Annotated in this window: 9 protein-coding genes; 3 read left to right on the top strand and 6 right to left on the bottom strand. The window is 63.0% G+C overall.

What is annotated here, in order from left to right; all coding sequences use genetic code 11:
* Positions 1–23: 23 nt before the first annotated feature.
* From TRIHO_RS15995 to TRIHO_RS15980, 4 genes are all read right to left on the bottom strand, one after another.
* Complete coding sequence (locus TRIHO_RS15995; RefSeq protein ID WP_068245831.1) at positions 24–977, bottom strand: asparaginase; 954 nt, start codon at positions 975–977, stop codon at positions 24–26.
* Positions 978–1014: 37 nt separating this feature from the next.
* Entirely contained in the window at positions 1015–2322 is a 1308-nt protein-coding gene (gene tviB, locus TRIHO_RS15990) for a Vi polysaccharide biosynthesis UDP-N-acetylglucosamine C-6 dehydrogenase TviB (protein ID WP_068245829.1), read from the bottom strand.
* 97 nt (positions 2323–2419) lie between these two features.
* Positions 2420–3616, bottom strand: a complete 1197-nt coding sequence (locus tag TRIHO_RS15985; protein ID WP_068245826.1) for a pyridoxal phosphate-dependent aminotransferase — start codon at positions 3614–3616, stop codon at positions 2420–2422.
* Positions 3617–3731: 115 nt separating this feature from the next.
* Positions 3732–5024, bottom strand: a complete 1293-nt coding sequence (locus tag TRIHO_RS15980) for a replication initiation protein (protein WP_068245991.1) — start codon at positions 5022–5024, stop codon at positions 3732–3734.
* 703 nt (positions 5025–5727) lie between these two features.
* Between TRIHO_RS15980 and TRIHO_RS15975 the strand changes: the two genes are divergently transcribed.
* Together TRIHO_RS15975 and TRIHO_RS15970 are read left to right on the top strand one after the other, a co-directional pair.
* Positions 5728–7098, top strand: a complete 1371-nt coding sequence (locus TRIHO_RS15975) for an AAA family ATPase (protein WP_068245987.1) — start codon at positions 5728–5730, stop codon at positions 7096–7098.
* Between the two features lies 1 nt (position 7099).
* Entirely contained in the window at positions 7100–8194 is a 1095-nt protein-coding gene (locus TRIHO_RS15970; protein WP_068245823.1) for a ParB/RepB/Spo0J family partition protein, read from the top strand.
* Positions 8195–8233: 39 nt separating this feature from the next.
* Here TRIHO_RS15970 and TRIHO_RS15965 read toward each other — a convergent pair whose 3' ends face one another.
* Positions 8234–9292, bottom strand: a complete 1059-nt coding sequence (locus TRIHO_RS15965; RefSeq protein ID WP_068245821.1) for an OmpA family protein — start codon at positions 9290–9292, stop codon at positions 8234–8236.
* A gap of 223 nt (positions 9293–9515) precedes the next feature.
* On the opposite strand from TRIHO_RS15965, the gene TRIHO_RS15960 reads away from it, so the two are divergent.
* On the top strand, positions 9516–11033 hold the full coding sequence (locus tag TRIHO_RS15960; RefSeq protein ID WP_232367811.1) for a caspase family protein: 1518 nt from the start codon (positions 9516–9518) through the stop codon (positions 11031–11033).
* Positions 11034–11153: 120 nt separating this feature from the next.
* Here the strand turns inward: TRIHO_RS15960 and TRIHO_RS15955 are convergent.
* Positions 11154–12113: DUF4384 domain-containing protein (locus TRIHO_RS15955; protein WP_131811210.1), on the bottom strand; the 960-nt coding region annotated here is incomplete at its 5' end.

The raw sequence follows: 12113 nt of genomic DNA, 5'->3' as shown, positions 1-12113 counted from the left end.
ATATTTATATCGAGATCAATACGTTATTCGGACCATTCGCCGCCAAGCCGGGTCTGAAGCAGCTGACGCCGGTCGTCTGGATCGCGCGTTGCCGACAGCGCATGCAGCAGCTTTGTATAGGCGGCCTCCACTGTCATGTCGCGCCCGTCGATGGCGCCGGTTTCCGCCAGCATGGCGCCCGCCGCGTAGGTCCCAAGCGAAATCCCGCCCTCGGCGCATTGACTGACCGCCAGCACCGGCACCCCCCGATCCCGTGCCCGGCACAGGGCGGCCCGCAACACCGCGCTTTCGGGCACCGTACCGGAGCCATAACAGCGCAACACGATCCCATCGGCCCGCTCTGCCGCCAATGTCACCAGATCCGTTGCCATGCCCGGCGCGACCGCGACAACCAGCACCGCAAAGGACGGCTCATAGGGCTGAACCCGAAGCGTCGGCGCCACCCGCAGCGGCGCAACATCCGTGGCCGTATCCTTGAAGGCATCAAAGGCCGACGAATGTGATTTACGCACCCGCAACCCGTGCAACTGCGCCCCGGCAAACTGAACCCAGATCCCCGGCCCGAGGGTTTCAACCGCAGCAAACGCCTCTGCCAGGTTACGCGGCCCGTCGCTGCCCACTTCGGTCAGCGGCAACATGGAGCCGGTCAGCACCACCGGGATGTTCAGCCCCTGGAGGCCAAAACCCAGCGCCGCCGCAGTAAAGGCCAGCGTGTCGGTGCCATGGGTCACGATAACGCCGGTGCAATCGACAGCGGCCTCAGCGATTTGGTCCATGATCCAGTTCCAGTCCGCCAGGGTGGCATTGGCGCTGTCGATCAGCGGCTCCGCCACGCGCAGGCGCACATCCGTGCCGATCACGCCCGCCGTCTGCAACCGCGCCAGCTCTGCCTCGACCACGCCCGTTTGCGGCGCAAACCCCGTCGCCGTGCGCCCCATGCCGATGGTGCCGCCGGTGTGGATCACACAGAGACTCATACCAGGGCGCGCCCAATGTGCCTGCGGGCCGCGCCGCTCACAGCCGCAGATCCGACTGGTCGGCGGGCAGGACATATTTCAGGTCGTAGACCAGCCCCTTGGGCGTGGCAAAGGCGCGGATGCCCTCAGCCCCAAGCGCGTGAAACGCCGCATGGCCGACCGCCACGACCACCCCGTCATAGGCCCCCTGCCCCGGCGCGGAGACCAGCTCGATCCCGTATTCCCGCATCGCCTCGTCCGGGTCGGCGCAGGGGTCAAAGACATCCACCGTGACGCCAAATTCCCGCAGCCCCGTGATCACGTCAATCACCCTGGTGTTGCGCAGATCGGGGCAGTTTTCCTTGAATGTCAGCCCCATGACCAGCACCCGCGCATCGACCACCTGCACGCGGCGCTGCAGCATCGCCTTGATCATCTGCTGCGCCACATAGGCCCCCATGCCATCATTGAGCCGCCGCCCCGACAGCAGGATCTCCGGGTGATAGCCCATCTGCTGCGCCTTGTGGGTCAGGTAGTAGGGATCAACGCCGATGCAGTGACCGCCGACAAGACCGGGCCGGAAGTTGAGGAAATTCCACTTGGTGCCGGCCGCCCTCAACACCGCTTCGGTGTCGATGTCCATCCGGTTGAAGATCATCGCCAGCTCGTTGATCAGCGCGATATTGATATCCCGCTGGCTGTTCTCGATCACCTTGGCGGCTTCGGCGACACGAATGCTCTCGGCGCGGTAGGTGCCGGCAGTGACGATCTGGGCATAGAGCGCATCAACCTGCGCGGCCACCTCCGGCGACGACCCGGACGTCACCTTGACGATATCCGGCAACCGCCGCGTCTTGTCACCGGGATTGATCCGTTCGGGGCTGTAGCCGACGCCGAAATCCACATTCATCCGCAGGCCCGACAGGGCCTCCAGCAGCGGCACGCAGTCTTCCTCGGTGGCGCCGGGATACACGGTGGATTCATAGATCACCGTATCGCCGGATTTCAGCACCTGCCCCACGGTACGGGTCGCCGCCAGCAAGGGCCCCAGATCCGGGCGCCGGGTCTGGTCGATGGGCGTCGGCACCGTCACGATATAGGTGGTTGCCTCGGCGATTTCGCCCAGATCACTGGTCAGCCGCAGCCCGCGGGCCTGGGCCAGCTCTGCCGTGTCCAGCTCGCCAGTGCGGTCAAACCCCTGTGACAGCTCCATGATCCGACCGGTGTCGATGTCGAACCCGACAACAGGACGGATCCGGCCAAATTCGACGGCAAGCGGCAGCCCGACATAGCCAAGGCCCAGAATGCAGATTTCACCCGCCATCGGATCGGCCCGCCCGTCAGGCGTGGATTGGGTTGCGGTCATGTCGGCACCTCCTCAGAGATCGGGAGCGTGCGTCCCAAGGTCACCTCTCATAAAACGCCAATGCCGCCGGTTTCAACCAACAGTCACCACTTTGTGGTTATGCATCCTGCGCCGAAACCGCCGCCCTGCGCTGTGCAAAGGTGCAGATCCGGTCCAGCGCGCGGGCCATGTCGGCGTCGTCAATGGTCAGCGCCAGCCGCACCCAGTTGCGCATATGTTCGCCAAAGGACGATCCCGGCATCACCGCCACGCCCGTCTCCTCCAGCAGCGCCCAGGCGAAACTGTCCCCGTCCAGCCCCAGCCCGCTGACATCGACCAGCGCGAACATGCCGGCTTCGGGCCGGTTCACCTTCAGCACCGTTTCCGTCTCCAGCCGGGTGACCATCCCGTCGGCCCGCGCGCCATAGCGCTGTGCCATGCCCGCCGCCACCGACGACCCCGCGCGCACGGCGGCCTCGGTCATATCGGCAATGAAAGGCTGGTTGCCAAACAGCATGGTTTCAGAAACCGGCAGCAAGGCATCCATGAAAGACGTCGGCCCAACCGCCCAGCCACTGCGCATCCCCGGGGCCGCGTGCGACTTGGAGATGGACGACACCGCAATGCAGCGATCCGCCAGCTCCGGCAGGGCCAGCGGCGAGAGGAACTCCGCCCCGTCAAACACCAGCTCCTCATAGACCTCGTCCGAGATCACCCAGATATCATGTGCCCGCGCCAGCGCGGCAATCGCCTCCAGCTCCGCCCGCCGCAGGATCGCGCCGGTCGGATTGTGGGGTGTATTCAACAAGATGGCGCGTGTCTTTGGGGTGATGCGCGCGGCGACATCACCCGCCTGCATGCGAAACCCATGCTCGGCGCGCAGCGGCACCGCGACCATATCGGCGCCCGTCGCCCGGATCACGCCTTCGTAGGTGGCATAAAGCGGATCGCCCACCAGCACCTCGTCGCCGGTCTCCGCCACCCCCTGCATCACCGCAAAAAGCGCGGTCTGGGTGCCGGGAAAGCACAGGATGTTGTCGGGTTCAAAACCCCGTCCGCGCCGGGTGGAATAGACCTCTGCCAGGGCCGCCCGCAGGCCATCCTCGCCACGACCGTTGGAATATTGTGTGCGGCCCGCCTGCAATGCGGTGATCGCTGCCTGCGCCAGTGGTTGCGGCAGCGGCACGTCCGGCTCGCCGATGGTCATCTCGATGATGTCCTCGCCGCGCTCCAACCGCGCCCGCGCGGTCAGGTGCAAATCCCATTTGGCGCCGCCCAGCCCCGCAAGACGTTTGGTAATTGACGTGGTTTTCATCCGCAAAACTCTCTTGATGCCGCAGGTCATGCAGAGCGTCAGGCCGCAGCTGCCCCGTCTTATTATACAACTGTGCGATAAAAAGAAAGCGCCCTTCGCGATGAGGGGGCCGGGTTTATCCGGCGGTGTCCTCAAAGGCGTCCGGCTCCAGTTCCTGCCAGAAGGCGATGATGGCACTGGCATTCAATGCCGACCGCCAGCCGTGCTGCCGGAAATGCTCCCGGTCCAGATCACTGTCGAGCCGGGACAGAAACTGTCGGCGATCCGCGTCTCGTTGGGTGGGGTTTCGCCGCGAAACCAGCGTTTCGACGGTATCAAGGTGACGCGCGCGATCTTTGCGCTCCGCAGTGCGCGCTTCAAAGGCAGCCGCCTCGGCGGCTTTTTCGGCGTCACGACGGGCCCGGGCGGTGTCCAGACGCGCCTGGGCGTCCGGGTCAAGCGGCGGCGTGGCGGCGGAGGGGCTGCTGCCCGGCTCCAGATAATCGCCCTTGATCGCGGCGCGCAGGTAACCGGCGCGGGATTTCACAGCCCCCTGCCCCGCCACATAGTCGAGCTTTTCCTGCACATACTCCGGCCCATGTTCGGTGATCCACTGGCGCGCCAACCGGTCAGAGATCCCCTGCCCGCGCAGCGCCTTGTAAACCGCGAGGTTGCGAACCCCGTCGCTGTCGTCGATCTGGAACATTGCCATCTGCGGGTTCTCGCGGATCAGAAACCGGATCTCGCTCACGGCACGGCCCTTTTTGCGGGTCTGCGGCTCGATGATGATATCAGAGCTTTTGTTGACCTCCGCCACCGCCGGTTTGATGATCTTGGCATTGAGGTGCTTGAACGTCTCGTAATAGGACGACCCATCGACCCCCATCAGCTTGCGAAAAATATCGAGGCTCCACCAACCGGTCGAGCCCGTGCGCACGAAGCGATAACAATTCTCGTAGAGCGCCAGCCCGTGCCCGGAGGTAAAGTTGCGCTGGATCTTGACGTTGATCAGGGCATAGATCTTCGGATCGTGCAGCTTCTGCGCCAGGGCCGGGGAATAGGCGTATTCGCAGACCCCGTTCTTCAACTTGGCAAAGCTCAACAGGGCAGAGACGCCCCATTCCTGATGCCCCTGCTCGTCCAGCATATCCCATTCGGCGACAGTCTCGGCCAGGGCGCGCAAGCTGGCGCGCAGGCTGTCGATGTCGTTGGAATTGTAGCCGACCATCATTGCCAGGGTGCGGGCGTCAATCGTATGACTGCGCGCCGAGGTGAGCGTGTCATAGGCATTCAGCAACAGCACATTGGACAGCTTGCGCTGCAGCAGCGTCAGCTTGCCACTGATGTGAATTGCGGCCACGTTCTTTTTGACCGTTTCGCGACTTAACGCGCCGGTCAGGCGCTCCGCTTTGATTGCCTGCACTGCCATGGAATCAACTGCCTCGTTCTTTTTTGTTTCAGACTGCCACAAAAGGCACCCATGAGACAATCCAATACGGGTTCCTTTCGCCGGTCCTGCGATGCCAACAGCCCGACGTCTCGGCGGCGGTGAAAGGTACCCATCTTCGGGAGATCGCCTTGCAGCCCCCCGCAGGCTGCGAATCGGGACGCCCCCTGCCAGGCGCGCAGACTGCGAGGGCGGCATTTTCAGCGCAGGCTCTAACGGGGCTGTTTCGTGTCTAACTGGGCCTGTAGACTCCTGACAGGGCCGCTCTGGCGCGCTATGGTCCCGTCACGGCACCGTTGCGGATTTGGGCTCCATCCCGAGAATCGGAACCTTTCAGACCGTGTTTTGGTGCCTCTGGTCCTGTATCCGGGTACCTTTGATCCCGCAGACGGGTCCCATTCATCCTGTGAACAGGTCCGCAAACCAGACTATATCATTGATATACAATGTTAATCTGAGCGCAAAGATTCTAAAGACTCTGAAAATACATAAAGGTTTTGCTGCCCGTATTTAACACATTAGAAAGGAAACAGCGGCTCTCAGACCCGTTTCGCCGCGTTCCCGAGGCAATCATGGGAAAAACGCCTCTACTGCGGTTGTTCCGGCCTATGCTTTGACAAAGATGTTCTCTATTCTGTGCTATATAACCAAAAACATAACACACGAACAGAGATCGAGCACCGACATGACATCTCCAACGTTACCTCCCTATTTCAATCTGGACCCGAAGAAAGCAGCCGAGAAACTGCCTGATCCGATCCAGACCACCCGCTTTGCCAAGGCGGCGGCGCTCTGTGGCAAGGGGCGCGAAGACCTGGCCCGGCGCGGCTATGCCCCGGATGGTGAAAAGCGGTTGCGGAAATTTTCGACCTGGGAAATCACCCGCTATCTGATCCCGGTCGCGCCACAGCATCTGCGCCGGGTGCTGAAATCTCACCCGGACTTGCCCCAGGGCGAAGGCGAAGGCGGCTCCAAATGGTTCACGTTGGAAGAGGTGCTGCTGCTGCGGCAGCATTTCGCAAGCGAAGGCGTCTCGACCAAGGAATACCTGCCCTACCGGCCCAAGGGCGCGCCGGCCAAGGTGACGGCGGTGGCCAATTTCAAAGGCGGCGTCGGCAAGACCTCGACCGCGGCGCATCTGGCGATGTCCGCCGCCCTGGATGGCTACAAGGTGCTGGTGATCGATCTGGATTCCCAGGGCTCGATGACCTCGATCCTCGGCGGTCGGGTCGAGGACGAATGGTCCACCATCTTTCCGATGATCGCCAAGGATTACGCCCGGTCGGTGGTGGCGGAAAACGCGGTCCGGGCGGCGGCGGGTGACGCAGAGCTGCCGCTGGATGAAACCCTGAACGAGGCGTTGAAGGTTTCGCCGCGAAACGTCATCCAGAAAACCCACTGGCCCAATATCGACCTGATCGGCGCCCAGCTGAACCTCTATTGGGCTGAATTCCAGATCCCGGTCTGGCGCATGGGGCTGCGCAGTTGGCCGCTTTGGGACGCGCTCAACAATTTCCTGCAGGACGACGGGATCCTGGATGACTATGACATCGTCTTTCTCGACACGCCGCCGGCGCTTGGCTACCTGACCATCAACGCGCTGGCCGCCGCCGATATCCTGCTGGTGCCGCTTGGGGCCTCTTTCCTGGAATTTGACAGCACGGGGCGGTTCTTTGATATGCTCTATTCCACCTTCGCCTCGATCGAAGAAGGCGAAAACGTTGCGCAGCGTGCGGCGGGTTTGCCTGAAATTAAGTTCGAATGGGATGTAGTAAGGGCGCTGATCACGCGCTTTGACGCCAGTCAGCAGACGGATATGGCGAATGTGATCCAGGCCTACTTTGGCGACTTCATGAATGCCTACCGTCAGGATGTCACGGCCCTTGTGGGCCAGGCGGGAGAACAGGTGAATGGCATTTATGAAGCAGATTATCGCGACTTCAACCGCGATACCTACGTACGCGGTCGCGAAACCTTTGACCGGACCTATGCCGAATTCAAAGAATTGCTCATCGGCAGCTGGTGGCGCGACGTCCAGATGGAAGGGGCAGAGTAACATGGCAAAACGCAGACGACTGATCGCCCCCGACGCCGCGGAAATCGAAAAGATCGAGGAAGGTTTCGCCGCGAAACCGGGGATCAACCCTTTTGACGCCGAACCGGCAAGCCCGCTGGCCAGCGCCCCCCCGATTGCCAAGGTCTCAGCCGAGGCGGCGCAGCTACATGGCATGACGACGGTCACCGACCGGGTGGAGCAGGCCCGCGACAAGGCCGATGCCGTGCGCTGGCGCGAGGCGGAGGAGGCCGGGCAGGCCGTGGTCATGGTGCCTTTGGTGCAGATCGACCGGGACCACCTGCGCCGCGACCGGATGCAGATCGAAGAGGAAGAGCTGCAAGAGCTTATTGCCTCGATCCGGGCCAATGGCCTGCGCAGCCCGGTGGAGGTCGTGGCGCTGGACGCCGGTGGCTACGGTCTGGTGTCGGGGTTTCGCAGGCTGGAGGCCTTTGGGCGGCTCAATCGCAGCATGGAGGGGTTCGAGGAGATCCCGGCCTTTCTGCGCAAGGGCACCGAAAGCGCGGCGGCCTATGTTGCCATGGTCGAAGAAAACGAACTGCGCGCCAATCTGTCGCCCTACGAGCGGGGCCGCATCGCGGTGCTGGTGGCGGGGCAGGGGGTGATGGCTTCGGTCGAGGAGGCGGTCGAGGTGCTCTTTGCCGCCGCGTCCAAGGCGAAACGGTCCAAGGTGCGCAGCTTTGCCGCCGTACACGAAGGGCTGGGCGACCTGCTGCACTATCCCAATCAGATGTCGGAGAAGGTCGGGCTGAAGCTGGCAACCGCTCTGCGATCAGGCGGGCAGGGCGCCTTGCGCAAGGCCTTGGCGGCGATCAACCCGGAGGATGCGCGGGCCGAGGCGCGATTGCTGGAGGACGCGTTGAAGGGGCTGGAGCCTGCAGCGAAAGAAAAGACCCGTGGCGGGCGTCCGCGTCAGGTGACGCAACTGCCCACGCGGTCGCTGGCGGGCGGCGGTGACCTCAGCGCCGAGGTTGGGCCGCGGGCCCTGCGGATCGACCTCAGAGGGCGTGATCTGGACGCGGAACAGGCCGATGCATTGCTCAGCCTGATTGCGGGCTATCTCGATCAGGAAGACTAGGACAAAGCCCCGCCCCGGTAATGGGGCGGGGCCGTGCGATCAGTTCAGGACCTTGAATTCGATGCGCCGGTTCTTGGCGCGGTTTTCAAGGGTGTCATTGTCCACCAGCGGCGAGGTCTCGCCATATCCGACCGGGATCAGCCGCGATTGGCTCGCGCCTTTGGTGATGAGGTATTTCGCCACGGCAACAGCCCGCTGGCGGCTCAGCTCCAGGTTCCAGCTGGATTTGCCCCAGGCGTCGGTATGGCCGCCGACCTCGACCTTCATGTCGGGGCAGCGGTTGACCACATCCGCCAGCACATCGAGAAAGCCCTGGGCATCCTGGGTGATTTCTGCGGTGTTCGGCGGAAAGTTCAGGCTGCGGCTTTGCGACAGGATGTCAAAGCGGCCTTCGCATTCATCGCGGCTGAAGGTGCCGGTGGTTTCCAGCGCGGTGCTGCTGCCGGTGGTGGCGGATGCCACGATGGCGGGCGCGGGCGTGACGGCGCGATCACCCTGGCTGCCGTTGCGCTGAAAATACAGATCCAGGCTGACGATGCCAACCGGGGTGATGGTGACATTGGCGGCTTCTTCCAGCTTGGCAAGGCCGCCGAGCAGGTCAAAATCCGCAAGCGACAGGATGATCGGCTGAACGGTTGAAACGTTGACCGTGTTGTTGTCCATCAGGGTGACGGCAACGGGCGCGGTCAGGTTGGTTTCGATCCCGTGCAGGGTCAGCGATACCGACAGGTCAACCGTCTTGCGGGTATGGCTCGGCAGATCGGCGACCAGTTCGGGCGGAATGGTCGCCTTGATCCGGGCCTCGCCATGTTTGAAGGTTTCAAAGAAGAGAAAACGCATGCGAACGTTGCGCAGGTCGATCTTGGTGTCGACCGAATCCATGGCGATGACGATTTCTGCCGCGCCGGTCGGGTCGATTTGTCCGGAAAATGATGCAAATCCACTGTATTCCGCGATTGTTCCTTTTTTGACCGAAAGGAAACCGATGGTGGATTGCCCGGTTTGCAACTGCCAGCCGCCCTCGAACGGATTGGCGGAAACGGTCAGTGGAAAGTATAAAAAAACAAGTAAAATCAAATAGTAAAGTCGTTTCAGCATCCCTCGCCGTCCTTCTGAATATAGCAGTAAGATTCTGCGTCCCCCGCCAGTGTAGCATTTTCAGCCGGTCCAGAAACGGGACCGTTCGCTTGCCTGTGGTATCGAATTGCAAAGACATGTAAATTAGACGTTGAGAGAGTGCGGCTAATATCGGCCTGCACCTGTCGACCAAGCCCGCAAAAACTGGCGTTTGGGGCTATTACAACGAATCGGGATTAAGATTGTGAGACCTGTTCTGAGCAACCTGGCTATCTGGCGCGAACTGATCTGGCGCGGTCTGATGGTGGCGCTCTGCCTGACCCTGTATGCCGGCCTCTCCGTCGGGATGGCCCGTGCCGAGGATCGCATGGCGCTGGTGGTTGGCAATTCGGCCTATGGTGCGGTGACTTCGCTGGACAACCCGGTGCATGACGCCCAGCTCCTGGCGCGCACGCTGGAGGAGCTGGATTTCGAGGTGACGCTGCTGACCGACGCCACCCAGGTCGAGTTGAAACGCGCGATTGCCCAGTTCGGCCGCACCCTGCGGGCCAAGGATGAAAACGCCGTGGGGCTGTTTTACTATGCCGGTCACGGGGTGCAGAGCTTTGGCAACAACTACCTGCTGCCGGTCGACGTGACGCTGAGCGATGCGGCGGATCTGGACCTGGTCGCGGTCGAGGCCCAATCGGTGCTGCGTCAGATGGCTTCGGCCCGCAATGCCACCAATATCGTGATCCTCGATGCCTGCCGCAACAACCCCTTCGTCAGCGTTGCAGAACTGAACGACAATGGCCTGGCCGAGATGCAGGCCCCCACCGGGACCTTCCTGGCCTATGCCACGGCACCGGGGGCGGTGGCGCTGGACGGGGCGGAGGGCAACAGCCCGTTTACCGATGCGCTGGCGCGTGAAATCACCCGTCCGAACGAGCCCATTGAACAGGTGCTGAAACAGGTCCGCCGGTCCGTCATCGACGAGACCAACGGCCGCCAGACCCCCTGGGACAGTTCTTCGCTGGTCAATGATTTTGTCTTCAATCGGGTTGAAAGCACCCTGCTGGCCGGGTCCGATGCCGCAATTGCGGAGCGGGAATTGTGGAGCATGGCGCAATCCAGCCGCGACGTGGTGCAGGTGATGCTGTTCCTGCGCGCCTATGGCAACAGCGCCTTTGCGCCCGAAGCCCGCGCCCTGCTGGAAGAGCTGTCGTACGGGGCCTCCGGCGAGACCTCCCAGCATGCGGCAGGGACAATGACAGACGAGACCGCGATTTTCGAGGTGGCCCATAACGAGCCGGGGACTGCCGCGCTCAAGGCCTATTTGCAGGCCTTTCCCGACGGGCGCTATGTCGAGCTGGCGGAACTGGAACTGGCGGCCCGGCTGGCGGGCGGCGAAGAAGACACCGATCTGGCCGCCGCGCCAAATATCGTGGCCAGCCTGATGGATACGCCGCTGAGCACGCAAATCGAAAGCGGGCCGATCACCTTTGCCAGCAAGCTGGATTCGGAACTGGAACAGGTCAATGGACTGACGCTGGAGGAGCTGGTGACGCAATCACCGATGTTCCCCCCCGTGGCCGGTTTGCCAGAGGAATACTGGCGTGAACAATCCTGCAGCAATTGCCACAACTGGACGCGCGACGCGCTTTGCACCCAGGCCCAGACCTATCTGACGGCGGATTTGCAACGCTCCTTGTCCAAGCAGCATCCCTTTGGCGGTGTTATGAAACAGGCCCTGCGCAGCTGGGCCGCGGGCGACTGCAGCTAGGCGCGCCAGCGCCGCGCCTGTCCCGTGGGGACCAGTCGGCCAGACCGCCAATCTGCCAGACCGGTTTCGGGGTGCCGAGATCCAGCTGAGGGTCTTCTGCTGATGATCTGCTGTTGAGGATCAGGGCGCCTGTGTCGTGACCAGAAAATAGACCCATTCGCCTTTGAAATCCGGATGCCGGCTGCGGGCGGCTGCGACGGCGGCTTTCAGCGCCGCCAGATAGGGCGCGGCAGGTTCCTGCAGCGGGCGGGGCGCGTCGTCGGCAAACAGCGGATGCGAGGCGGCAAAGGCGACCGCGATCTCCTGCCCATAGGGCGGCCCGACGGTGATCATCAGGCCCGGATCCGTGGCCTCTTGCGCGCCGACCCTCAGGCGCGATTTCGGGGCGGCCCGTGACAGCGGCACATGAGTGTTCGGCATCAGGTGCAACACCGCCCCGCCGGCATCGAAGTAATCCACATAGACATAAGCCGGGTAATCCGGCGCGGTCAGGTCAAAGAACAGCTGCTCGCCCCCGGCATAGCTGAGCACCCGCGCGTGGGCATCCTCGCCCACCAGCAGCGGATTGGTGATCTGGTCCGTGCTTTGCGGCAGGCCGACTTCGGAAATTCCCGCCAGTGCGCCGCATTGCGGCTGTGGCAAGAGCCGCATTTCATCTGCAAGAACAATATCCTGACCCATCTCGGCCTGAAGCGCGGCGAGAACGGGGGCGCGCATCGAATTGGCCGGTAAATGGCCTCTCAGCTCCAGCGTCGCGGTATCGGGATCAAAGGAAAGCTGCACCCGCGCGCAGGGCAGGGTGGCGAGCAGCCCGGCCAGACCATCCCGCAGCGCCGCGCCTTCGGTGCCGGGGTCCTGAAACTGGCGAAAGGCGGCCAGCGACTGCGGATCGACCGTCGTGGCGGTTCCGGCGGGAAAGGCCAGATCGGCCCGGATCGAGGCGGGCGTTCCGGAGACCTGCGACAGGGGCGCGGCATGGATCGCCGGGGCGGCATCCGCGAGCGGAGACGTGGGCAGCGCGGCGTCGGGCAGGGCCTCGGTCGGCGCCGCCTCTGGGGGCAGGGCGACGGGAACGGGCGG

This window comes from Tritonibacter horizontis, from assembly GCF_001518015.1.
Taxonomy (GTDB): Bacteria; Pseudomonadota; Alphaproteobacteria; order Rhodobacterales; family Rhodobacteraceae; genus Epibacterium; species Epibacterium horizontis.
Note: the sequence above shows the minus strand (reverse complement) of the source record. Positions and strands in the feature narration are given on the sequence as shown.

Bases quoted from the DNA above. Each gene is read 5' to 3' on its own strand.
- TRIHO_RS15980 (WP_068245991.1), bottom strand. From the start codon at position 5,024: ATGGCAGTGCAGGCAATCAAAGCGGAGCGCCTGACCGGCGCGTTAAGT.
- TRIHO_RS15970 (WP_068245823.1), top strand. From the start codon at position 7,100: ATGGCAAAACGCAGACGACTGATCGCCCCCGACGCCGCGGAAATCGAA.
- TRIHO_RS15975 (WP_068245987.1), top strand. From the start codon at position 5,728: ATGACATCTCCAACGTTACCTCCCTATTTCAATCTGGACCCGAAGAAA.
- TRIHO_RS15985 (WP_068245826.1), bottom strand. From the start codon at position 3,616: ATGAAAACCACGTCAATTACCAAACGTCTTGCGGGGCTGGGCGGCGCC.
- TRIHO_RS15995 (WP_068245831.1), bottom strand. From the start codon at position 977: ATGAGTCTCTGTGTGATCCACACCGGCGGCACCATCGGCATGGGGCGC.
- tviB (WP_068245829.1), bottom strand. From the start codon at position 2,322: ATGACCGCAACCCAATCCACGCCTGACGGGCGGGCCGATCCGATGGCG.
- TRIHO_RS15965 (WP_068245821.1), bottom strand. From the start codon at position 9,292: ATGCTGAAACGACTTTACTATTTGATTTTACTTGTTTTTTTATACTTT.